Here is a 21,842-nt window from a genome sequence, read left to right on the forward strand (position 1 = left end):
ACCGACCGGGGTACCGGCTAGCGCAGGCCCGTGGAGCGGTTCATCGCCGCCTGGATCAGGCGGTCCACCAGCTCCGCGTACGAGACGCCCGACTCCTGCCACATCCGCGGGTACATGGAGATCGGCGTGAAGCCCGGCATCGTGTTGATCTCGTTGATCACGAAGCTGCCGTCCTCGGTGAGGAAGAAGTCCGCGCGGACCAGTCCCTCGCACGAGGCGGCGTCGAAGGCCTCGACCGCGAGGCGCTGCACCTCGGCCGTCTGCTCCGGGGTGAGCGGCGCGGGCACGATCCCGGACGCCGAGTCGATGTACTTGGCCTCGAAGTCGTAGAAGTCGTGGCTGGAGACCGGCGGGATCTCGGCGGGCACGCTGGCGCGCGGGCCGTCCTCGAACTCCAGGACCCCGCACTCGATCTCGCGGCCGCGCAGCAGCGACTCGACGAGGATCTTCGGGTCGTGGCGCTGCGCCTCGGCGATGGCCTCGTCGAGGCCGGAGAGGTCGTCGACCTTGGTGATGCCGATCGAGGAGCCGGCGCGGGCGGGCTTCACGAAGAGCGGCCAGCCGTGCTCGCCGGCGAAGTCGACGATCTTCTTGCGGGCGGCGTCCGCGTCCAGCTCCCACTCGCGGGGGCGGACGGTCACGTACGGGCCGACGGGGAGGCCGAAGCTGGTGAAGACCCGCTTCATGTACTCCTTGTCCTGGCCGACGGCCGAGGCGAGGACGCCCGAGCCGACGTACGGGACGCCCGACAGCTCCAGCAGCCCCTGGAGGGTGCCGTCCTCGCCGTACGGGCCGTGCAGCATCGGGAAGACGACGTCGACTTCGCCGAGCGCCTTGGGGACTGCTCCGGGCTCGGTGTAGACGACCTCGCGGTGGGCGGGGTCGACGGAGAGCACGACGCCGCCGTCTTCGGACTCGGCGAGCTCCCCGACGTCCGGGAGCCGGCGGTCGGCGATGGCCATCCGCTCGGGGGCGTCGGCGGTCAGCACCCACCGGCCGTCGCGGGTGATGCCGATGGGCAGCACCTCGTACTTCGAACGGTCGATGGAGCGCAGCACGGCGCCCGCCGTGACGACCGAGATGGCGTGTTCGGAGCTGCGTCCGCCGAACACGACGGCCACGCGGGGCTTGCGGCCCTGCTGCTCAGGGGTCTGGGGGAGGTTCTCGCTGCTCATATCGCCACGAGAGTACCCGCTCGGGCGTCCGGAAAGGAGTCAGCGGCGTTCCGGTTTGGCGCTGCGCGCCATGAGTTCCTTGAGCGCGACGAGCGGCGGCTTCCCGTGGTGGACGATGTCGACCACGGTGTCAGTGATCGGCATGTCCACTCCGTGGCGGCGGGCGAGATCGGCCACCGACTGGCAGGACTTGACGCCCTCCGCGGTCTGCTTGGTGACCGCGATGGTCTCCTCGAGGGTCATGCCGCGGCCGAGGTTGGTGCCGAAGGTGTGGTTGCGGGAGAGCGGCGAGGAGCAGGTGGCGACCAGGTCGCCGAGGCCGGCGAGACCGGAGAAGGTGAGCGGGTCGGCGCCCATCGCCAGTCCCAGCCGCGTCGTTTCGGCGAGGCCGCGGGTGATCAGGGAGCCCTTGGTGTTGTCGCCCAGCCCCATGCCGTCGGCGATGCCGACGGCGAGGCCGATGACGTTCTTGACGGCGCCGCCCAGCTCGCAGCCCACCACGTCGGTGTTGGTGTACGGGCGGAAGTACGGGGTGTGGCAGGCGGCCTGGAGGCGCCGGGCCACGCTCTCGTCCACGCAGGCCACCACCGAGGCGGCGGGCTGCCGGGCGGCGATCTCGCGGGCCAGGTTGGGGCCGGTGACGACGGCGACGCGCTCGGCGGGCACCTTGGCCACCTCTTCGACGACCTCGCTCATGCGCTTGGCGCTGCCGAGTTCGATGCCCTTCATCAGGGAGACGAGCACGGTGTCGGGGGCCAGCAGCGGGGCCCAGGCGGCGAGGTTGCCGCGCAGGGTCTGGGAGGGCACGGCGAGGACGGTGAAGTCGGCGTCGCGGGCGGCCTCGGCCGGGTCGGTGGTGGCGCGGAGGTTCTCCGGGAGCACGGTGCCGGGGAGGTAGTCCGGGTTGGTGCGGGTGGTGTTGACGGCGTCGGCGAGTTCCTGGCGGCGGCCCCACAGGGTCACCTCGCAGCCGGCGTCGGCGAGCACCATGCCGAAGGCGGTGCCCCAGGAGCCGGTTCCGAAGACGGCCGCCTTGACGGGACGTGTCACTTCTTGCCCTCTCCTGCGGCTTTGCGCCGCTGTTCCGCCCTGGCTTTGCGGTGGTCGTACGGTTCCTCGGGGGCGGGCTCGTCGCGCAGGTCCTCCAGCAGCCGCGTGATGGCCGCCATGATGACCTCGGTCGCTTCCTTGAGCACCTCGGGGGTGGGTTCGCGGTCGTAGAACTCCGAGAGGTCCACGGGCGGTCCGGCGAGCACCTGGAGGGTCTTGCGCGGGAACAGCCGCACCTTGTCCGTCTTGGCGTACGGCGGCATCGCGAGGTTCGCGCCCCACTGCGCCACGGGAATGACGGGCGCCTTGGTGATCAATGCCACGCGGGCGGCGCCGGTCTTGCCGGCCATCGGCCACATGTCGGGGTCCCGGGTGAGGGTTCCCTCGGGGTAAAAGGCGACGCATTCCCCGCGCTCAATGGCGTCGACCGCGGCCCGGAATGCGTCCAGGGCGTTGGTGCTCTCGCGGTAGACGGGGATCTGGCCGGATCCGCGGAGGATCGACCCGACGAACGGCACCTTGAAGAGGGCCGCCTTCGCGAGCAATCGGGGAACCCGGCCGGTGTTGTACTGGAAGTGCGCGTACGAGAGCGGGTCCAGATACGAGTTGTGATTGACCGCGGTGATAAATCCGCCCTCGGCCGGAATGTGTTCCATTCCCCGCCAGTCCCGCTTGAAGAGCACTACCAGCGGCGGTTTTGCGATGACCGCCGCCAGGCGGTACCAGAAGCCGATTCTGCGGCGGGACACTCGGACACCTTCCTCTAGGACCGGTGCGGGTCTTGGGCACCTGGCCGGGCCGGACCAGTGTCGCCCCAGGTCCGGTCTCTGTCGAGAACACCGTACGCCCCGGTCGGGCGACCGTACCCCGGGCGGGGCGGCGGGGGGTGACAATGGGGCCCACTCGCACGCCTGCACGCTTTCGAGGACGGGGGGTCGTCACGAACACCGCCTGGACCCTGGTGGTCCCGCTCAAGCCGCTCGCCCTGGCCAAGAGCCGCCTCGCGCCCTCGGTGGGCGAAGCCCGCCGCGCGCTGGCGCTGGCCTTCGCCCTGGACACCGTCGCAGGTGCGCTGGCCTGCGCGGCCGTACGGAATGTGGTGGTCGTCACGGACGACGGGACGGCCGCGTCGGAACTGTCCGCGCTGGGCGCGCGGATCGTCCCCGACCTGCCGGGCGCCGGTCTCAACGCGGCGCTGGCACACGGCGCGCGGGCGGCCCGCACCGGAATGCCCGGGGCCGCGGTGGCCGCGCTGAACGCGGATCTGCCGGCACTGCGCCCCACGGAATTGCAACGCGTGCTCGATACCGCAGGGGCATTTCCCCGGGCATTTCTGGCGGATGCGGCAGGAATCGGAACGACCCTGCTTTCCGCGGCTCCGGGAGTGGAATTGGCTCCCGCGTTCGGAGGGCCGTCCCGGGCCCGCCATTCGGCCTCGGGCGCCGTGGAAATCCGGCTGCCGGGCGTGGCGAGCGTCCGCCGGGACGTCGACACCGGCGAGGACCTGAGGGCCGCGGCCCTGCTGGGCCTGGGCCGGCACAGTTCGGCCCGCTACGCGGCACTGGCCGGGGCCCGGCGCCGATAAAATCCCCGCATGCAGGCGACCGCGTACACGTACGACTCACAGACCCGCAGCGGCAGTGTGCTGCTGGACGACGGCACTCCGGTGCCCTTCGCCGCCCCGGCGTTCGACGCGGGCGGCCTGCGGCTGCTCCGCCCGGGGCAGCGGGTGCGGATCGAGACCGAGGGGGACCTGCCGGACCTCCGCATCACCCTGATCACGCTGCAGACCCTCTGACCTCCGCCCCTCCCCCGCCCCTTCCTCGCGCTGCACGGCCGGCAGCAGACCGGCCGCGGGCCGGTATCCCCTGGTGGGGACACCGGCCCGGCGCGTGAAGGGGCTGCCGCCGCCGTTACTTCTTGCGGGCGGTGGTCTTCTTGGCGGTGGCCTTGCGCACCGTCGTCGTCTTCTTGGCCGGCGCCTTCTTCGCGACGGCCTTCTTGGCGGGCGCGGTCTTGGCCGGGGTCGCCTTCTTGGCCGTGGTGGCCTTCTTCGCCGCGGTCTTGGCCGGGGCCGCCTTCTTCGCGGTGGCGGTGGTCTTCTTCGCGGCGGCCGTGGTGGTCTTCTTGACGGCCGTCTTCTTCGCCGTGGCGGTGGTCTTCTTCGCCGCCGCGGTCTTGGTGGCCGCCGCCTTCTTGGCGGTGGTGGCCTTCTTCGCCGCGGCCTTCTTCACGGTCGCGGAAGCGCCGCCGGTCAGGCTGCCCTTGGGGGCCTTCTTGACCGAGACCTCGCCGCCCTTGGGCAGCTTCTTGGTGCCGGCGACCAGGTCCTTGAAGCCCTGGCCCGCGCGGAATCGGGGCACGGAGGTCTTCTTGACCCGGACGCGCTCACCCGTCTGCGGGTTACGGGCGTATCGGGCCGGGCGGTCGACCTTCTCGAACGAGCCGAAGCCCGTGACCGAGACTCGGTCGCCCGCGACGACCGCGCGGACCATCGCGTCGAGCACCGCGTCGACAGCGTCCGCGGCCTGCTGACGGCCACCGAGCTTGTCGGCAATCGCTTCTACGAGCTGCGCCTTGTTCACGTCTTCCCCTTCGGAGACATTGCCAGAACGAATGTGTTCAAGCTTTTTCGCACGTTAGGCGGATATATACCGCAAATCAAACACGAAACGGGCTAATCACCCTAGTGCCGCAACGATGTGGACCGTTGCGGAGTTCCTTCGCATCAGTCGCCTTCAGGGAATCGACCCTCGTCGAGGTCCTTCATCAACCTGTCCAGGCGCCTTGCCGCATCGGCGAGATCGTGCTTCGCCGCGGCCGTGACGACCAACAGCTTCCGGGTCAGCGCCATCCTTACGCCCTCCGGGACTTGCAGTGTGCGCACCCTTGTGTGTGCTTCTTTCAGCCGGTCCGCGACGAGCTCGTAGAGCTCGAGTTGACTGTCGCGTTCCATGCACAGATTGTGCCATCTGGGGCGAGTTGTCGCCTCACGGGGCCTCAACATACGACTGTGCCCCCTGCCGGACGGCAGGGGGCACAGTGTTCGTTCAGCGTTCGCCGACTGGCGAATAAGCGCTGATCAGGCAGGAATCAGGCCCGAATCGTGCGCGGCTTGAAGGCCGGCCGCGTGCTTTCGTACGTGGCAATGTCCGCTTCGTTCTGAAGGGTGAGCGAGATGTCGTCCAGCCCCTCCAGCAGTCGCCAGCGGGCATTGTCGTCGAGTTCGAACTCCGCCTCGATTCCCGCGGCGCGGACCTGGCGCGCGACCAGGTCGACGGTGATTTCGGCGGTGGGGTCCGCCTCGGTCAGCTCCCACAGCGCGTCGACGGTCTCCTGCGGCAGAACGACGGTCAGCAGCCCGTTCTTCAGCGAGTTGCCGCGGAAGATGTCGGCGTAGCGGGACGAGATGACCGCTTTGAAGCCGAAGTTCTGGAGGGCCCAGACGGCGTGCTCGCGCGAGGAGCCGGTGCCGAAGTCGGGGCCGGCGACCAGGACGGTCGCCCCGGCGCGCTCCGGACGGTTCGTGATGAACTCCGGGTCCTTGCGCCAGGCCTCGAAGAGACCGTCCTCGAACCCGTCGCGGGTGATCTTCTTCAGCCAGTGGGCCGGGATGATCTGGTCGGTGTCGACGTTGCTGCGGCGCAGCGGTACGGCACGGCCGGTGTGGGCGGTGAAGGCTTCCATGGTGTTCAGACTCCGGCGGTCGCGTGGGCGTCGGACAGGTCGGCGGGCGAGGCCAGATGGCCCAGTACCGCGGTGGCGGCGGCCACCTGCGGGGACACCAGGTGGGTGCGCCCGCCCTTGCCCTGCCGGCCTTCGAAGTTGCGGTTGGAGGTGGACGCGGAGCGCTCGCCGGGGGCCAGTTGGTCGGGGTTCATGCCCAGGCACATGGAACAGCCCGCGTGCCGCCACTCGGCGCCGGCCTCCTTGAAGACCTTGTCCAGGCCCTCTTCGACGGCCTGCAGCGCGACCCGGACCGAGCCCGGGACGACCAGCATCCGTACGCCGTCGGCGACTTTGCGGCCCTCGATGATGCCCGCGACCGCGCGCAGGTCCTCGATGCGGCCGTTGGTGCAGGAACCTACGAAGACCGTGTCGACCTTGATGTCACGCAGCGGCTGTCCCGCGGTCAACCCCATGTATTCCAGGGCCTTTTCGGCGGCGAGCCGCTCCGAAGCGTCCTCGTACGAAGCCGGGTCGGGGACGCTGGCCGACAGCGGCGCGCCCTGGCCCGGGTTGGTGCCCCAGGTGACGAACGGGGAGAGCGTGGCACCGTCGATGACGACCTCGGCGTCGAAGACGGCGTCGTCGTCGGTGCGCAGGGTCTGCCAGTACGCGACGGCGTCGTCCCAGTCGCCGCCCTGCGGCGCGTGGTCGCGGCCCCGCAGGTAGTCGAAGGTGGTCTGGTCCGGGGCGATCATGCCCGCGCGGGCGCCGGCCTCGATCGACATGTTGCAGATGGTCATGCGGGCTTCCATCGAGAGCTTCTCGATGGCCTCGCCGCGGTACTCCAGGATGTAGCCCTGGCCGCCGCCGGTGCCGATCTTCGCGATGATCGCCAGGATCAGGTCCTTGGCGGTGACGCCGTCGGCGAGTGCGCCGGTGACGGTGATCGCCATGGTCTTGGGGCGGGCCAGCGGCAGCGTCTGGGTGGCCAGCACGTGCTCGACCTGGCTGGTGCCGATGCCGAAGGCCAGCGCGCCGAACGCGCCGTGGGTGGAGGTGTGCGAGTCACCGCACACCACGGTGGTGCCGGGCTGGGTCAGGCCCAGCTGCGGTCCCACCACGTGGACGACACCCTGCTCGACGTCGCCCAGCGAGTGCAGCCGGACGCCGAACTCGGCGCAGTTCCTGCGCAGCGTCTCCAGCTGGGCCCGGGAGACCGGGTCCGCGATCGGCTTGTCGATGTCGAGGGTGGGGGTGTTGTGGTCCTCGGTCGCGATGGTGAGGTCGAGGCGCCGGACCTTGCGGCCGTTCTGCCGCAGTCCTTCGAAGGCCTGCGGGCTCGTCACCTCGTGCAGCAGGTGAAGATCGATGAAGAGCAGGTCGGGCTCGCCTTCGGCGCGCCGGACGACATGGTCGTCCCAGACCTTCTCCGCGAGTGTCCTACCCATCGCCTTCCCTCCGGCCGGCGGCTTCTTTGGGCCGGCACTTGTTGAGACCCAGAACCCACTGGTTCGTGGGCCCGTACATACAGACTGGCGGCTTCTTGGAAAAATTGAACTTGCGTTTCACAGTGTGAGACGTGAATATCGTTGCATGGACAACTCTAGCGGCGTCGGCGTTCTCGACAAGGCAGCTCTGGTTTTGAGCGCACTGGAGTCCGGTCCGGCCACCCTCGCCGGGCTGGTCGCGGCGACAGGGCTTGCACGACCCACGGCACATCGCCTGGCCGTGGCACTGGAACACCACCGGATGGTGGCGAGGGACATGCAGGGCCGGTTCATCCTCGGACCGCGGCTGGCGGAGCTCGCCGCCGCGGCCGGCGAGGACCGGCTGCTCGCGACGGCCGGGCCGGTGCTCACCCACCTGCGCGACGTCACCGGCGAGAGCGCGCAGCTCTACCGCCGGCAGGGCGACATGCGCATCTGCGTGGCGGCGGCGGAGCGGCTGTCGGGTCTGCGGGACACCGTCCCGGTGGGCTCCACGCTCCCCATGAAGGCCGGTTCAGCTGCGCAGATCCTCATGGCGTGGGAGGAGCCCGAGAGGCTCCACCGCGGTCTGCAGGGTGCCCGGTTCACGGCCACCGCCCTGTCCGGCGTACGGCGCCGCGGCTGGGCCCAGTCGATCGGCGAGCGGGAGCCCGGTGTGGCCTCCGTCTCGGCTCCGGTGCGCGGGCCGTCGAACCGCGTGGTGGCCGCCGTGTCGGTCTCCGGGCCGATCGAGCGCCTGACCCGCCACCCCGGCCGGATGCACGCGCAGGCCGTCATCGACGCGGCCGCGCGCCTGAGCGAGGCCCTGCGCCGCTCGGGCTGACGGCCCGCACTCCCCCCGATACTCCCCCGGTGCCCGGGGGCGCCTGAAGACGCCGCACACGTCCGCACAGGCGCCCCTGGGCCCTTTTCTTGCATCACTTGCAACGGAATCCAGCGGTCCGCGGCCGCGGCCCCACCGGTACGCCGCCGGTGCGCGGCCGCCGCTCCACCGCCGGTCGAGCGCCTGTCCACGATGTGGACGCGGAACGGGAGCGCGAAAAAGCCCCTCGCGATGATCGCGAGGGGCCTTTTCGATGCGTACCCCCGACCGGATTCGAACCGGCGCTACCGCCTTGAGAGGGCGGCGTGCTAGGCCGCTACACAACGGGGGCAAAGCACTGCGTTACTACTTGCACTGCGCTGGGCTACCAGGACTCGAACCTAGAATAAGGGAACCAGAAACCCTCGTGTTGCCAATTACACTATAGCCCAAAGTGGTCTAAACCAGACCAACAGTACCCCCGACCGGATTCGAACCGGCGCTACCGCCTTGAGAGGGCGGCGTGCTAGGCCGCTACACAACGGGGGCCCTAGCGATCCTGCATCGAGACGTCCGGGTGCGACCCTGGAGATCTCGCGGGAAGGATCTGTACCCCCGACCGGATTCGAACCGGCGCTACCGCCTTGAGAGGGCGGCGTGCTAGGCCGCTACACAACGGGGGCAAAGCACTGCGTTACTACTTGCACTGCGCTGGGGTACCAGGACTCGAACCTAGAATAAGGGAACCAGAAACCCTCGTGTTGCCAATTACACTATACCCCACCAAAAGTCAACCCCTTGCGGGACATTTCCTTCGGGTGGCGCCTCCGTCCGGCCTTTCGGCCCGCTCCGGCGGCGCAGAAAGAACATTACCGGATGCCTGACCGTGCTCCAAAACGGGTATCCCCGGCCAGCACCCCGGGCAGCGCGTCGAGGTCCTCGATCCGGTGGACGTCCGCCGGTCCCGGTCCGCGGTCGCCCGTCCGGTCCAGCCAGACCGCGGTCAGCCCCGCGTCCCGGGCACCGCGCGCGTCGATCTCCGGCTGGTCGCCGACGTACGCGACCTCGCCCGGCGGCAGCCCGAGGGCCTCGCAGGCCGCCAGGAAGGCCTCCGGCTCCGGCTTGGAAACGCCCAGCTCGGCCGCGCACAGAAGGACCTCGAAGCGGTCCCGCAGCCCAAGGGCGCGCAGCTTGGGGTCTTGGTTGGCCAGGGTGGAATTGGAGAGCACCCCGTGCCGGTGGCTGGTCGCGAGGCGGTCCAGGGCGGGCACGACGTCGGGGAACACCGTCCACTCGGCCTTGAAGTGCACGAGGTAGCGGTCGATCCAGGCGTCCGCGGCAGGGTCGTCGAGGTCCGGGGCGGTGAGGAAGTCCCGCACCCGGTCGCGGCGCTGCTGCGCGAAGGTGATGCCGCCGGCGGCGAAGCGTGCCCAGTGGACGTCGGTGGTCTCGCGCCACCGCGCCAGCGCGGCGACGGGATCCCCGTACCGGCCGGCCAGGCCCTCGGCCGCGAGGTGGCGTGCGAAGCCGACGGTGTCGGCTCCCGTGTAGTCGAAGAGCGTGTCGTCGATGTCCCACAGCACGGCGCGGATCGGCATGGGACCGACGATACGACGAAGCGCCCGGAAGCGGAGGTGCTTCCGGGCGCTTCGTCCGGTACGGCCCGGGCAGGGCGCGTACGGGGTGCCTTACGCGGCCAGCTTGGCCAGGGTCGCGTCGATGCGGGCCAGCGAGCGCTCCTTGCCCAGGATCTCCAGGGACTCGAAGAGCGGCAGGCCGACGGTGCGGCCGGTGACGGCGACGCGGACCGGGGCCTGGGCCTTGCCGAGCTTGAGGCCGTGGGCCTCGCCGGCGGTCAGGACGGCCTGCTTGAGCGACTCGGGGTCGTTCCAGTCGGCGGCGTCGAGGTGCTCGCGGGCCGTCGTCAGCAGGGCCGCCGGCTCGCCCTTCATCGCCTTGTCCCACGAGGCCTGGTCCTCGACCGGGTCCTTCCGGAACAGGAAGTCGACGTTGGCGGTGATGTCCGACAGGACCGTCACGCGGGTCTGGGCGTACGGCGCGATGCGCTCCCAGGCGGCGGCGTCGAAGTCCTCCGGGGCCCAGTTGGCGTGCGGGGCCCGCAGCCACGGCGCGCAGGCGTCCGCGAAGGCCTTCGGGTCCATCATCCGGATGTGGTCGCCGTTGATCGACTCGCACTTCTTGAGGTCGAAGCGCGCGGGGTTGGCGTTGACGTCCGGGATGTCGAACTTCGCCACCATCTCCTCGATCGAGAAGATGTCCTGGTCCTTGGAGAAGGACCAGCCGAGCAGCGAGAGGTAGTTCAGCAGGCCCTCGGGGAGGAAGCCGCGCTCGCGGTACAGGTTGAGCGAGGACTCGGGGTCGCGCTTGGAGAGCTTCTTGTTGCCCTCGCCCATGACGTAGGGCAGGTGGCCGAACTCCGGCACGCCCTTCGCGATGCCGAGCTCGATCAGCGCCTTGTACAGGGCGATCTGGCGCGGGGTGGAGGACAGCAGGTCCTCGCCGCGGAGCACGTGCGTGATCTCCATCAGCGCGTCGTCGACCGGGTTGACGAGCGTGTAGAGCGGCGCGCCGTTGGCCCGGACGATGCCGAAGTCCGGCACGTTCTCCGGGGTGAAGGAGAGCTCGCCGCGCACCAGGTCGGTGAAGGTGATCGTCTCGTCGGGCATCCGGAAGCGGACGATCGAGGTGCGGCCCTCGGCCTCGTACGCGCTCTTCTGCTCGGCGGTGAGGTCGCGGCAGTGGCCGTCGTAGCCGGAGGGCCGGCCGGCCGCGCGAGCCGCGTCGCGGCGCGCGTCGAGCTCCTCGGTGGTGCAGTAGCAGGAGTAGGCGTAGCCGCCGTCCTGGAGCTTCTTCGCGACGTCCGCGTAGATGTCCATGCGCTGGGACTGCCGGTACGGGGCGTGCGGGCCGCCGATCTCGGGGCCCTCGTCCCAGGTGAAGCCGAGCCAGCGCAGCGAGTCGAGGAGCTGGACGTACGACTCCTCGGAGTCGCGCGCCGCGTCGGTGTCCTCGATGCGGAAGACGAACGTGCCGCCGTGGTGGCGGGCGAACGCCCAGTTGAAGAGGGCGGTGCGGACCAGGCCCACGTGGGGGTTGCCGGTCGGCGAGGGACAGAACCGTACGCGTACGGGAGATGCGCTAGCCACGCTTGATCACCTTGTTGGTGAGAGTGCCGATGCCTTCGATGGTGACGGCGACCTCGTCGCCGACGTTGAGGGGGCCGACCCCTGCCGGGGTGCCCGTGAGGACGACGTCGCCGGGGAGCAGCGTCATGGCCTCGGTGATGTGCACGATCAGGTCCTCGATGGAGCGGACCATCTCGCTGGTACGGCCCAGCTGCCGCTGTTCGCCGTTGACCGTGCACTGGATGGCGAGGTCCGACGGGTCGAGGTCGGTCTCGATCCAGGGGCCGAGCGGGCAGGAGCTGTCGAAGCCCTTGGCCCGGGCCCACTGCTTCTCCCGCTGCTGCACGTCGCGTGCGGTCACGTCGTTGGCGCAGGTGTAGCCGAGGATGACGTCCTTGACGCGCTCCCGGGGGACCTCGCGGCACATCCGGCCGATGACCACGGCCAGCTCGGCCTCGTGGTGCAGCTCCTGGGAGAAGGAGGGGTAGGCGATCGGGTCGCCGGAGCCGACCACGGAGGTGGAGGGCTTGAAGAAGGTGAGGGGCGGTTCGAGCCGGCCCTGCTCGTCGACGACGGCGTGGCCGAGCTCCGCCGCGTGCTCCGCGTAGTTGCGGCCGACGGCCACGACCTTGTTGGGGAGCACGGGCGGCAGCAGGCGCACCTTGGAGAGGGGCACCTTGGTGCCCGAGAGCTCGAAGTCCGCGAAGGGGATGCCCTTGATGATGTCGAGGACGAGCGACGCTTCCTCGCCCGGAGCTGTGCTGCCCTCTACGGCGCCGAAGGCGACGTTGCCGTCGATGGAGAACCTGGCGATGCGCACGTGTTGCGTCTGCCCCTCTGGTTGCGCTGGCTGGAGTCTGCGGCTCCAGGCTAACGCGGCGGGCGGGGCCGCTTCGCGTTCCGTTGTGGGGCGACTACTCCGCGGCGGCGGCGACCGGGGCGTTCATCAGGATGGTGCGGCGCGGGTTGGCGGTCTGGGCCGGCAGCTCGGCGGTGTGCTCCGGGGCCTCGACGGCCTGCATTTCCTCGGCGTCCTTGAGGTGCGCGAGGGTGGTGCGGCGCGGGTTGGCTATGTTGCGGAACATCATCGTCGTCTTCATCGCTGTCTCGGAACCCTGTCGGTGACGGGCACCCGCGGGCGCCGGTTGTCGGATTGGCATGCCTGTAAAGAGCAAGGCTAAACATCGGATTCCCCGCCGACGTCGGTAAGTAATGCCTCCAGCCATGTGAGTTTCCTCACCAATGACCGGGCATTCCGGCCATAATGGACAGTCACTTCGGCCCCGAGAAACGGACATTGCGCCACTGAATGCTCCATTCCGCTCCTGATCATGAGGACTGGGACACTAGGGCCGCCTAAGGGATTCATAAGCGAAAGTCCGTTTTCTCCAGGAACCGCTCCCACATCGCGTAGCACTGCCGTCACAAGGGGTCACGGATCAAGGGGTGGGCTCCTCGCACCTTGTTGGAGATCCGGCACTGTGCTGGAATTCCGGGGACCGCCGCGGGAATCATCCGGCGCGCAGGCGGCGCGACGCAGCGCCGAGCGGCGGTACGGAAGGGGAGAAGCGCCGGTCACCGACGACCACCATGGGGCTCGTTAGTGCCCCACGACTCGACACCGTCCCACCGCTCGCCGGAGGGACGCCTGGTCCAGAGGTTGCGACGCTAGTGCAGGGACGATTCAAGCGGGATGGCGTGGGGTCTCCCCAGGCCCGTCAGGGCCGAGGGGACGCTGCGGCAGAGCAGGAGCCGCGCGGGAACGACCGTGGCTCCGCGCCCCAGCACGCCCAGAACCACGGGCCTGCCGCCGGCGGCCGCGCTGCCGGCACGGCCCCCGAACCGGGTGCTCCGGCCAAGGCCAGGGGCAAGGGCAAGGGCAAGAACAAAGCCAAGGGCGACAAGGGCCGGCCGCCGGGCCAGCCGGAGCAGGCGATACCCGTCGCCGCGGCCCCGCAGGGCCCCGGCTCCCGCCTCGCCCTCCAGAACTGGCGCATCAGCACGCGACTCGTGTCGCTGCTCGCCCTGCCGGTCGTGGCCGCCACCTCGCTCGGTGGCTTCCGTATCAACGAGTCGATGAACGACATCCAGCAGCTGGAGCACATGCAGCTGCTGACCACGATGACGAAGCAGGCGACCGCGCTGGCGTCCGCGCTCCAGGAGGAGCGCGACAAGTCCGCGGGCCCGCTGAAGAACAACAAGAACAAGCCGAACAGCCTGGTCGACGGCGTCCGCAAGAACACGGACGACGCCGCCACCGCCTTCGTCGATGCCACGCAGAACATCGACGAGCAGGAGCAGAACGACGAGACGCTCCAGTCGATCCGGTCCAACGTCCTCCAGATCAGCCAGCAGCTGATGACGATCGAGGACATCCGGAAGAACGCGTACCAGATGGGCTCCCAGCAGACCGTCTCCGAGTACAACCAGCTGATCCTCTCGCTGCTCAGCCTCTCCCAGGACATGGCGCAGGCCACCTCCAGCCCGGAGATGATCAAGCGTACGCGCGCCCTGGCCGCGTTCTCCTCCGCGAAGGAGTACGCCTCGATCCAGCGCGCCGTCATCGCCGCGGCACTGCCCGAGTCGAACACCGTGCGCGGCGCGCTGAGCGAGAACGACCGCCTCTACGCGCTCGCCGCCCTCAAGAGCGAGGGCCAGGCCCGCAAGACCTTCGACCTCGTCTACCAGGGCAAGGCCGAGGAGCTCACGGACACCCTCAACGACGGCAACGCCGAGATCTCCGCCGGCGAGCACTACGCGCGCCGCATCCTCGGCACCCCGGGCCAGTTCTCCAAGGAAGTCAACCGGTCCTGGATGGACTGGTACGACCAGAACGACTCCAAGATCAGCGCGATGAAGCGCATCGAGCTCTCGCTGCTCGACGACATGGAGCAGGAGGCGCGCAGGCTGAAGAACGAGGCCCAGCGCGACGCCATCATCAACGGTGCGCTGATCCTCCTCGTCCTCGGCGTCTCGCTCGTCGGCGCCTTCGTGGTGGCCCGCTCCATGATCCGCTCGCTGAAGCGCCTCCAGGACACCGCGACCCGGGTCGCCCAGGACCGCCTCCCCGAGCTCGTCAAGCAGCTCTCCGAATCCGACCCGCAGGACGTGGACACGTCCGTGGAGTCGGTCGGTGTGCACTCGCGCGACGAGATCGGCCAGGTGGCCGCGGCCTTCGACGACGTGCACCGCGAGGCCGTCCGCCTCGCCGCCGAGCAGGCCCTCCTCCGGGGCAACGTCAACGCGATGTTCACCAACCTCTCGCGGCGTTCCCAGGGCCTCATCCAGCGCCAGCTCTCGCTCATCTCCGAGCTCGAGTCGCGCGAGGCCGACCCGGACCAGCTGTCCTCCCTCTTCAAGCTCGACCACCTCGCGACCCGCATGCGCCGTAACGGCGAAAACCTCCTCGTCCTCGCGGGCGAGGAGCCGGGCCGCCGCTGGACCCGCCCGGTCCCGCTCGTCGACGTGCTCCGTGCCGCCGCCTCCGAGGTGGAGCAGTACGAGCGCATCGAGCTGGCGTCGGTGCCCGGCACCGAAGTCGCCGGCCGCGTCGTCAACGACCTCGTGCACCTCCTCGCCGAGCTGCTGGAGAACGCCACCTCGTTCTCCTCCCCGCAGACCAAGGTCAAGGTGACCGGTCACGCCCTGCCGGACGGCCGGGTGCTGGTCGAGATCCACGACACCGGCATCGGCCTCTCCCCCGAGGACCTCGCCGCGATCAACGAGCGGCTCGCCGCGCCGCCCACCGTGGACGTCTCCGTCTCCCGCCGCATGGGCCTGTTCGTGGTCGGCCGCCTGTCCCTGCGACACGGCATCCGCATCCAGCTGCGCCCGTCCGACTCGGGCGGCACGACGGCGCTCGTCATGCTCCCCGTCGACGTGGCCCAGGGCGGCAAGAAGCCGGGCCCGGTGCCCGGCGCCGGCCAGCAGGCCCCGCTGCCCGGCGGCCAGGGCGGTCAGGCTCCGGCCGGCCGTGGGCCGAACGCCGGTGCGGCGCCGCAGGGCGGCGGCCAGAACCGGCTCGCCGGCGGCCCGCAGCGCGGTCAGGTGGCCGGAGCCGGCCAGCGTGCCGCGCTCCCCGGCCGCGACGGCCAGCGCCCGCAGGGCCAGGGCCAGGGCGGCCCCGGTCAGCAGCAGGGTCCCAACGCCTTCGGCGCCGGCGCCCCGATGAGCGCCGGCCGCGGTCCGCAGCAGGGCGGTCCCCAGGTCTCGCAGGGCGGCCCGCAGGCCTCCCCGCAGCAGCGTCCGGCCGCCCCGCAGCCCGGCAACCCCGGCTTCCCGCAGGGCAACGGCTTCGAGCGTCCCCAGCAGGCCCCCGCCGCCCCGGCGGCTCCGGCCGCTCCGGTACGGGCCGATGCCGGCGGCGCTCCGGGCGCGTCCCGCCCGCAGCTGCCCCCGCGGGGCGGCGCGCGCGCCGAACTGCCCGGCGGCATGCCGCAGGCCCCCAGCTGGGGTGCGGACCAGGCGGCCCGCGGTGGCCAGGACGTCCCGCGCGGTCACGACGACCGCCAGGGCCCCGGCTCCACGGCCGAGTTCGCCCGGCCGGACTTCAACGCGCCGCCGCCGCAGGGCAACAGCACGACCGGACAGTTCGAGCGGCCCGACGTGCGCGGTGCGGCCGACCCGTCCCGGACGGGCCAGTTCGCCCGCCCGGAGCAGGGTCTGCCGCAGTCCGGTTCCACCACCGGCCAGTTCGCCCGCCCGCAGGTCCCCGCGGTCCAGGACCCGTCCTCCACGGCGCAGTTCGAGCGGCCCGACTTCCAGGCCCCGCGTCCCGGTGGCCCCGGTGTCGGCGGCCCGGGTGCCGGCGGCTACGGACAGCAGGGCGGCCCGGCCGCGCAGCAGTACCCCCAGCAGCACACCACCGGCGAGTTCCCGGCCGTGGCGGCGCCGCGCGTCGACGCGCCGCAGCTGCCGCAGGCTCCCCAGCCGGAGGCGCTGCCGCCGTCGGCGGGTCCGTTCGACGGGCGCACCCCGCTCTTCGACACGCTGGAGTCGAACTGGTACCGCCCGGAGGGCGGCCAGCCCGCCCCTCAGGGCCAGGCCGCACCGCAGCAGCCCCAGCCGCAGTTCCAGCAGCAGCCGCCGCAGGACCTGCAGTTCGGGCAGCAGCCCGGCCGGCCGGCCCCGCAGCAGCCGCAGCCCCCGCAGCGCGCCCAGGAGCGGGGCGGCGACGCCCTCACGGCCACCGGCGCCACCCCGACCGTCAGCTGGCGCAGCTCGCCCAACGACGAGCTGATGAAGCAGGCGGAGCGGGTGCGCCAGCCGGCCGCGGGCGGAATCACCACCTCGGGTCTGCCCCGCCGGGTGCCCCGTGCGAACCTGGTGGCGGGCACGGCCCAGCAGCAGTCCGACGCGCAGTCCGGGCCGCAGGTATCGCGTGCGCCCGACGACGTGCGCGGCCGCCTCACCAACCTCCGCCGGGGTATCCAGCAGGGTCGCCAGGCGGGCAACAACGGTCCGGCCACGGGCAGTCACCGCACCGGCCCCACTCACCAGCAGGAGCGTTAGTTGAGTTCCATGAGCCAGGCGGCACAGAACCTGAACTGGCTGATCACCAATTTCGTGGACAACACCCCCGGGGTGTCCCACACCGTGGTGGTCTCCGCCGACGGCCTCCTTCTGGCGATGTCCGAAGGGTTCCCCCGCGACCGCGCCGACCAGCTCGCGGCCGTGGCCTCCGGACTGACCTCGCTGACCGCGGGCGCCTCCCGGATCTTCGAGGGCGGCCACGTCAACCAGACCGTCGTGGAAATGGACCGGGGATTCCTGTTCCTGATGTCCGTCTCCGACGGCTCCTCGCTGGCCGTGCTCGCGCACCCCGAGTGCGACATCGGCCTCGTGGGCTACGAGATGGCCCTGCTCGTGGACCGAGCGGGCAGCGTCCTCACCCCGGACCTGCGCGCCGAACTCCAGGGCAGCCTCCTCACCTAGACCGCCACTCCTCCGGCCGGGCGGTACTCCCGGCCGGGGGACCGGGGCGTACCCGGAACCTTTCCAAGTACCACCGACAGGCCGTACCCCCGTCCCCCCACCGGCCCTCTACGACGGCAGGCTGACCACTGCCGTCCAGCCCGGAGGATCAATGACCCCGCCCCCCGCCTATTCCGATTCGTACGGCGATCAGTCGTACGCGGAAGGCGACCAGCCGCTGGTGCGTCCGTACGCGATGACCGGTGGCCGGACCCGGCCGCGCTACCAGCTCGCCATCGAGGCGCTGGTCAGCACCACGGCCGACCCGGTGCACCTCTCGAGCCTGCTGCCCGAGCACCAGCGCATCTGCCAGCTGTGCCGTGAGGTGAAGTCGGTCGCCGAGGTCTCGGCGCTGCTGCAGATGCCTCTCGGTGTGGCCCGGATCCTCGTCGCCGACCTGGCGGAGGCCGGGATGGTGGCCATTCACCAGCCGGGCAACGGCGAGGCCGGCGGAACGCCGGATGTAACGCTCCTCGAAAGGGTGCTCAGTGGACTTCGCAAGCTCTAACGGAGGTTCTGCCGGCGGAGCCACCCGCTCCACCACCTCCGCGAAGATCGTGGTGGCAGGCGGCTTCGGCGTGGGCAAAACCACGTTCGTCGGCGCCGTCTCCGAGATCAACCCGCTGCGCACCGAAGCCGTCATGACCAGCGCCTCCGCAGGCATCGACGACCTCACCCACACCGGTGACAAAACGACCACCACGGTCGCCATGGACTTCGGCCGCATCACCCTCGACCAAGACCTCATCCTCTACCTGTTCGGCACCCCCGGACAGGACCGCTTCTGGTTCATGTGGGACGACCTCGTCCGCGGCGCCATCGGCGCCGTCGTCCTCGTCGACACCCGCCGCCTCGCCGACTGCTTCCCCGCCGTCGACTACTTCGAAAACAGCGGCCTCCCCTTCGTCATCGCCCTCAACGGCTTCGACGGACACCAGCCCTACACCCCCGAAGAAGTACGCGAAGCACTCCAGATCGGCCCCGACGCACCCATCATCACCACCGACGCCCGCCACCGCGCCGACGCCAAATCCGCACTCATCACCCTCGTCGAACACGCCCTCATGGCACGACTGAAGTAACCGCGCACCGCCGGATCGGGGCGGGCTGTGTCCTCTGACACGGCCCGCCCCTTTCGTTCATAACGTTTCGACAGAGAATTGCGGTGAGTCGGACACCCCACGCGTTCGTCCGGTGCCGCTGCGCGCACAAAAGCTCCGATTTTTGCCGCAGCTCGCTCTTTATGTCCGGTTTATGCGGGACGTAACACCCAACGAATGGCCGGATTCAACTGTTTGGAACACGGACGTTCCCCATGCTGGAATTCAATGAACTAGCTAGTAGCACCGCCGAGAGGTTGTTGGTCGAGTGAGGCGAAGCAACGAGGGCCCCGCGGAGGCAGTCCCGTCCGACGGGAACGCACGGGGCAACTTCACCCCAGCGCAGCGCGCGGTGCCGTCGTCGGACGTACCTGCCGACCTGCCCGTCAGCAGCGGCAGTCAGAGCCGCTTCTCCCCCCGCAACTGGCGTGTGCCCACGCGTCTGAACGCGATCCTCCTCGTGCCCGTCCTCGTCGGACTGGTCATGGGTGGCTTCCAGGTCAACGGAGCCATCGCCACGTGGAACGAGGCCAAGGACGCGGAGAAGACCGCGCGCGTGGTCCAGGCGGCGTCCGAATACAGCCAGGCGCTCCTCAACGAGCGCGACCTCACCGCCGAACCGCTGCTGCTGGGCAAACGGGACAGCGACGCGGTGGCGCAGGCCCGCTCCGCGACCGACCGCGCGAAGGTGAACTTCGACGAGGTCGTCAAGGGGATGCCCGCCAAGAAGGGCCTGGAGCACCGCCTCGACCTGTTCCGGCGCGAAGAGCCCAAGCTGGAGCAGATCCGCGCGACGGCGTACATGGCGCAGGCCGAGACCGCGAAGAAGAACGTCGCGGCGAAGCAGGGCGGCCCGGTGGCCACCGAAGAGGGCTACGTGCTGGTCCAGCACAACCTCATGCAGTTCTCCAACGAGCTCGGCCTCGGCACCGGGAACATCACCTCGTACGGCCGCATGGCGTACGCGATCCAGCTGGCCAAGGCCGCCGGTTCGCTCCAGCGCTCCATCGGCACCCACCTGCTGGTCCGTCCGAGCAAGAAGGACGACGTCAAGGCCGGCCAGCTGATCGCCTTCTCCTCGTACGCGTACCTGGAGGAGATCGCCCTCGCCGAGTACGTGGCCGCCGGCACCGACGCGGACACCGAGCGCCTCAAGGCCGTCTTCGCCCAGAAGACCCAAGAGGCCGAGGGCATGCTCGCGCAGGCCAAGCAGGACGCCCAGGCCGCCGGACAGCCCTTCGTGCCGCCGCCGGTCGTCGACGGCTCCGCTCTGGAGGGCATGACCGAGGCGATAGCCAGCGGCGAGGACCCGGAGGACCTGGCGAAGAAGGGCACCAACGCCACCTTCTGGCAGGCCGGTGCGACCGCCAAGTTCGACGCCTACGCCGACATCGAGAAGGACGTCGTCGCCCAGGCCGTGGACGAGGCCGTCGCGATCTCCGAGGACGCCCGCAACGACGCCATCATCATCGGCGCCATCGTGGTCGTGGCCCTCCTCGCCGCCTTCATCCTCGCCGGCATGATGGCCCGCCAGATGGGCCGCTCGATGCGCCACCTGCGCACCGCCGCCTTCGACATCGCCGAGCAGCGCCTGCCCTCGCTCGTCGACCAGCTCTCGCGCACCGACCCCGGCAAGGTCGACACCCGGGTCACGCCCATCCCGATCGACTCCCAGGACGAGATCGGCGAGGTCGCCCGCGCGTTCGACCAGGTCCACCGCGAAGCCGTCCGTCTCGCCGCCGAGCAGGCGCTCCTGCGAGGGAACGTCAACGCGATCTTCACCAACCTCTCCATGCGCAACCAGTCGCTGATCGAGGGCCAGCTGACCCTCATCACCGACCTGGAGAACAACGAGGCCGACCCGGACCAGCTGGAGAACCTCTTCCGCCTGGACCACCTGGCCACCCGTATGCGCCGCAACGGCGAGAACCTCCTCATCCTCGCGGGTGAGGAGCCGGGCCGCCGCTGGGACCAGCCGGTCCCGCTGGTCGACGTCCTGCGCGCCGCCTCCTCCGAGGTGGAGCAGTACGAGCGCATCGAACTCTCCGGCGTCTCCGAGGCCGAGATCCACGGCCAGGCCGTGACCGACCTCGTGCACCTGCTCGCCGAGCTCCTGGAGAACGCCACCACGTTCTCCTCCCCGCAGACCAAGGTCCGCGTCAACGCGACCCGCCTGCCCGACGGCCGCGTCATGGTCGAGATCCACGACAAGGGCATCGGCCTCACCGCCGAGGACTTCGCGGACATCAACCACAAGCTGGCCAACCCGCCGACCGTCGACGCCGCGATCTCGCAGCGCATGGGCCTCTTCGTGGTCGGCCGGCTGTCGGACCGGCACGGGATCCGCGTCCAGCTGCGCCCCTCGGGCGAGGCCGCCGGCACCACCTCGCTGGTCATGCTCCCCGACGCCATCACCCACGGTGGCGGTGGCGAGGGCATCCCGGACGACGACTTCACCGTGTCCTCGATGATCCCGCAGCAGCAGAGCTTCGAGGGTGCGCCGCTGCGCACCGCCGCCGAACTCGGCTTCGACGACTCGCGCTACGACGCCCCGCAGGCCGACGGCGCCGTGGACCTCGACCCGGTCGGCCGTTCGCTCCAGCGCGAGGGCCGCCGCGAGGCGCTCGCCGCCCAGGCGGAGTACCAGCCGGAACCCCAGCCGGAACACGGCTACCAGCAGTACCCGGGTGAATCGGAAGGCCAGTACGCCGACAACGGCGGCTACCCGCAGGCCGACGGCTACCCGCAGCAGGACAACGGCTACGCCCAGCCCGCCGAGTCCGGCTACGCGCCGTACCAGCAGGAGGGGTACGCGTATCCGGAGGCGCAGTACCAGGATCAGCAGGCGGTCGGCCAGGAGTACGAGGGCGGCTACGGCGCCCAGTCCCACCAGGCCGAGTGGCCTGCGCAGAACACGTACCAGGCCGACTACCAGCAGGGTTTCGGGTCCGAATCGGAATCTCAGGCCGGTGCCGAACAGGTCCAGAACCGCGTAGGCTTCGACCGTCCGGACACCACTGCCGACGCCGGTCACACGATGACCGGAGCGGGCCTGCCGCGGCGCGGCAGCCAGCAGCAGTGGCAGCCGGCGCAGCAGGAAACGGAGCGCAAGTCGTTCTTCGAGGGGGCCACTTCGCCCGCCACGGAGAACGAGGCGGGCGACGAAGCCTGGCGCTCGCGCAACGACGAGCGCTGGCAGCAGGCCGGAAAGCTCAAGGAGCCGAAGGCAGGCGGGGTCACCCCCTCGGGTCTCCCCCGGCGCGTACCCAAGGCCAACCTGGTCGAGGGCACCGCGGAATCGACCCCGCAGGGCGGCCCCCAGGTCTCCCGCGCCCCCGAGGACGTGCGCGGCAGGTTGAGCAACCTGCGGCGCGGTGTTCAGCAGGGCCGCACCGCGGGAACAGAGCAGTCCAGTAACAGCTATGACCAGGAGCGTTAGT

General features: G+C 70.3%; 19 protein-coding genes and 5 tRNA genes. 8 read left to right on the forward strand and 16 right to left on the reverse strand.

Annotation, left to right across the window (positions count from 1 at the left end):
* Positions 1 to 17 precede the first annotated feature (17 nt).
* From OG764_RS11565 to OG764_RS11575, 3 genes are read right to left on the reverse strand one after another with little or no spacing between them, the layout of a single operon-like run.
* Positions 18 to 1,175, reverse strand: coding sequence for a D-alanine--D-alanine ligase family protein (locus OG764_RS11565; RefSeq protein ID WP_328968337.1), 1,158 nt, complete (start codon positions 1,173 to 1,175; stop codon positions 18 to 20).
* 39 nt (positions 1,176 to 1,214) lie between these two features.
* The gene (locus OG764_RS11570) at positions 1,215 to 2,225 is read right to left on the reverse strand and encodes an NAD(P)H-dependent glycerol-3-phosphate dehydrogenase (protein WP_328968338.1); all 1,011 of its coding nucleotides are present in this window, start codon (positions 2,223 to 2,225) and stop codon (positions 1,215 to 1,217) included.
* Positions 2,222 to 2,974, reverse strand: a complete 753-nt coding sequence (locus OG764_RS11575) for a lysophospholipid acyltransferase family protein (protein ID WP_328968339.1) — start codon at positions 2,972 to 2,974, stop codon at positions 2,222 to 2,224. The genes OG764_RS11570 and OG764_RS11575 overlap by 4 nt, the downstream gene beginning before the upstream one ends.
* Positions 2,975 to 3,117: 143 nt before the next feature.
* Between OG764_RS11575 and cofC the strand changes: the two genes are divergently transcribed.
* Positions 3,118 to 3,810 carry a 2-phospho-L-lactate guanylyltransferase gene (cofC, locus tag OG764_RS11580; RefSeq protein ID WP_328968340.1) on the forward strand — a complete coding sequence of 231 codons (693 nt, stop codon included), beginning with the start codon at positions 3,118 to 3,120 and terminating at the stop codon, positions 3,808 to 3,810.
* Between the two features lie 9 nt (positions 3,811 to 3,819).
* Positions 3,820 to 4,023, forward strand: coding sequence for a hypothetical protein (locus OG764_RS11585; protein WP_328968341.1), 204 nt, complete (start codon positions 3,820 to 3,822; stop codon positions 4,021 to 4,023).
* 115 nt (positions 4,024 to 4,138) lie between these two features.
* Here OG764_RS11585 and OG764_RS11590 read toward each other — a convergent pair whose 3' ends face one another.
* The 4 genes from OG764_RS11590 to leuC all read right to left on the reverse strand — a co-directional run bounded on the left by OG764_RS11590 (position 4,139) and on the right by leuC (position 7,342).
* Entirely contained in the window at positions 4,139 to 4,810 is a 672-nt protein-coding gene (locus OG764_RS11590) for an HU family DNA-binding protein (protein WP_328968342.1), read from the reverse strand.
* A gap of 143 nt (positions 4,811 to 4,953) precedes the next feature.
* A complete protein-coding gene (locus tag OG764_RS11595; RefSeq protein WP_328968343.1) occupies positions 4,954 to 5,181 on the reverse strand; it encodes a hypothetical protein in 228 nt (75 codons plus the stop codon).
* Between the two features lie 137 nt (positions 5,182 to 5,318).
* On the reverse strand, positions 5,319 to 5,912 hold the full coding sequence (leuD, locus tag OG764_RS11600; RefSeq protein ID WP_328968344.1) for a 3-isopropylmalate dehydratase small subunit: 594 nt from the start codon (positions 5,910 to 5,912) through the stop codon (positions 5,319 to 5,321).
* A gap of 5 nt (positions 5,913 to 5,917) precedes the next feature.
* A complete protein-coding gene (gene leuC, locus OG764_RS11605) occupies positions 5,918 to 7,342 on the reverse strand; it encodes a 3-isopropylmalate dehydratase large subunit (RefSeq protein WP_328968345.1) in 1,425 nt (474 codons plus the stop codon).
* Between the two features lie 145 nt (positions 7,343 to 7,487).
* Between leuC and ndgR the strand changes: the two genes are divergently transcribed.
* Positions 7,488 to 8,204 (forward strand): IclR family transcriptional regulator NdgR, encoded by a 717-nt coding sequence (ndgR, locus tag OG764_RS11610; protein ID WP_037837458.1) that lies wholly within the window; start codon positions 7,488 to 7,490, stop codon positions 8,202 to 8,204.
* Positions 8,205 to 8,462: 258 nt separating this feature from the next.
* Here ndgR and OG764_RS11615 read toward each other — a convergent pair.
* The 9 genes from OG764_RS11615 to OG764_RS11655 all read right to left on the reverse strand — a co-directional run bounded on the left by OG764_RS11615 (position 8,463) and on the right by OG764_RS11655 (position 12,429).
* Positions 8,463 to 8,535, reverse strand: a tRNA-Glu gene (locus OG764_RS11615).
* A 28-nt stretch (positions 8,536 to 8,563) separates the two neighbouring features.
* Positions 8,564 to 8,635 (reverse strand) — tRNA-Gln (locus OG764_RS11620).
* 24 nt (positions 8,636 to 8,659) lie between these two features.
* A tRNA-Glu gene (locus tag OG764_RS11625) sits at positions 8,660 to 8,732 on the reverse strand.
* A 61-nt stretch (positions 8,733 to 8,793) separates the two neighbouring features.
* Positions 8,794 to 8,866, reverse strand: a tRNA-Glu gene (locus tag OG764_RS11630).
* Between the two features lie 28 nt (positions 8,867 to 8,894).
* Positions 8,895 to 8,966: transfer RNA gene (locus tag OG764_RS11635), tRNA-Gln, on the reverse strand.
* Between the two features lie 86 nt (positions 8,967 to 9,052).
* Positions 9,053 to 9,781 carry an HAD family hydrolase gene (locus OG764_RS11640; protein WP_328968346.1) on the reverse strand — a complete coding sequence of 243 codons (729 nt, stop codon included), beginning with the start codon at positions 9,779 to 9,781 and terminating at the stop codon, positions 9,053 to 9,055.
* Between the two features lie 90 nt (positions 9,782 to 9,871).
* Complete coding sequence (gltX, locus tag OG764_RS11645; protein ID WP_328968347.1) at positions 9,872 to 11,350, reverse strand: glutamate--tRNA ligase; 1,479 nt, start codon at positions 11,348 to 11,350, stop codon at positions 9,872 to 9,874.
* On the reverse strand, positions 11,343 to 12,149 hold the full coding sequence (locus OG764_RS11650; RefSeq protein ID WP_328968348.1) for a fumarylacetoacetate hydrolase family protein: 807 nt from the start codon (positions 12,147 to 12,149) through the stop codon (positions 11,343 to 11,345). Before OG764_RS11650 ends, gltX begins: the two co-directional genes overlap by 8 nt.
* Before the next feature lie 94 nt (positions 12,150 to 12,243).
* Positions 12,244 to 12,429 carry a hypothetical protein gene (locus OG764_RS11655; RefSeq protein WP_328968349.1) on the reverse strand — a complete coding sequence of 62 codons (186 nt, stop codon included), beginning with the start codon at positions 12,427 to 12,429 and terminating at the stop codon, positions 12,244 to 12,246.
* A 571-nt stretch (positions 12,430 to 13,000) separates the two neighbouring features.
* Here OG764_RS11655 and OG764_RS11660 point away from each other — a divergent pair.
* The 5 genes from OG764_RS11660 to OG764_RS11680 all read left to right on the forward strand — a co-directional run bounded on the left by OG764_RS11660 (position 13,001) and on the right by OG764_RS11680 (position 21,841).
* The gene (locus tag OG764_RS11660) at positions 13,001 to 16,840 is read left to right on the forward strand and encodes a nitrate- and nitrite sensing domain-containing protein (RefSeq protein WP_443055895.1); all 3,840 of its coding nucleotides are present in this window, start codon (positions 13,001 to 13,003) and stop codon (positions 16,838 to 16,840) included.
* A 9-nt stretch (positions 16,841 to 16,849) separates the two neighbouring features.
* On the forward strand, positions 16,850 to 17,263 hold the full coding sequence (locus OG764_RS11665) for a roadblock/LC7 domain-containing protein (protein ID WP_328972957.1): 414 nt from the start codon (positions 16,850 to 16,852) through the stop codon (positions 17,261 to 17,263).
* Positions 17,264 to 17,414: 151 nt separating this feature from the next.
* The gene (locus OG764_RS11670) at positions 17,415 to 17,810 is read left to right on the forward strand and encodes a DUF742 domain-containing protein (protein WP_328968351.1); all 396 of its coding nucleotides are present in this window, start codon (positions 17,415 to 17,417) and stop codon (positions 17,808 to 17,810) included.
* The gene (locus OG764_RS11675) at positions 17,791 to 18,384 is read left to right on the forward strand and encodes a GTP-binding protein (protein ID WP_328968352.1); all 594 of its coding nucleotides are present in this window, start codon (positions 17,791 to 17,793) and stop codon (positions 18,382 to 18,384) included. The genes OG764_RS11670 and OG764_RS11675 overlap by 20 nt, the downstream gene beginning before the upstream one ends.
* Before the next feature lie 286 nt (positions 18,385 to 18,670).
* Positions 18,671 to 21,841: a sensor histidine kinase gene (locus OG764_RS11680; RefSeq protein ID WP_328968353.1), complete on the forward strand. Its 3,171-nt coding sequence runs from the start codon at positions 18,671 to 18,673 to the stop codon at positions 21,839 to 21,841.
* Position 21,842 lies beyond the last annotated feature (1 nt).

This window comes from Streptomyces sp. NBC_00239, from assembly GCF_036194065.1.
GTDB lineage: Bacteria > Actinomycetota > Actinomycetes > Streptomycetales > Streptomycetaceae > Streptomyces.

What these genes read in the sequence shown, in the direction of transcription:
- OG764_RS11565 (WP_328968337.1), bottom strand. Translation starts at nt 1,175, where the DNA reads ATGAGCAGCGAGAACCTCCCCCAGACCCCTGAGCAGCAGGGCCGCAAG.
- cofC (WP_328968340.1), top strand. Translation starts at nt 3,118, where the DNA reads ATGGGGCCCACTCGCACGCCTGCACGCTTTCGAGGACGGGGGGTCGTC.
- OG764_RS11585 (WP_328968341.1), top strand. Translation starts at nt 3,820, where the DNA reads ATGCAGGCGACCGCGTACACGTACGACTCACAGACCCGCAGCGGCAGT.
- OG764_RS11595 (WP_328968343.1), bottom strand. Translation starts at nt 5,181, where the DNA reads ATGGAACGCGACAGTCAACTCGAGCTCTACGAGCTCGTCGCGGACCGG.
- leuD (WP_328968344.1), bottom strand. Translation starts at nt 5,912, where the DNA reads ATGGAAGCCTTCACCGCCCACACCGGCCGTGCCGTACCGCTGCGCCGC.
- leuC (WP_328968345.1), bottom strand. Translation starts at nt 7,342, where the DNA reads ATGGGTAGGACACTCGCGGAGAAGGTCTGGGACGACCATGTCGTCCGG.
- ndgR (WP_037837458.1), top strand. Translation starts at nt 7,488, where the DNA reads ATGGACAACTCTAGCGGCGTCGGCGTTCTCGACAAGGCAGCTCTGGTT.
- OG764_RS11640 (WP_328968346.1), bottom strand. Translation starts at nt 9,781, where the DNA reads ATGCCGATCCGCGCCGTGCTGTGGGACATCGACGACACGCTCTTCGAC.
- OG764_RS11655 (WP_328968349.1), bottom strand. Translation starts at nt 12,429, where the DNA reads ATGAAGACGACGATGATGTTCCGCAACATAGCCAACCCGCGCCGCACC.
- OG764_RS11665 (WP_328972957.1), top strand. Translation starts at nt 16,850, where the DNA reads ATGAGCCAGGCGGCACAGAACCTGAACTGGCTGATCACCAATTTCGTG.
- OG764_RS11670 (WP_328968351.1), top strand. Translation starts at nt 17,415, where the DNA reads ATGACCCCGCCCCCCGCCTATTCCGATTCGTACGGCGATCAGTCGTAC.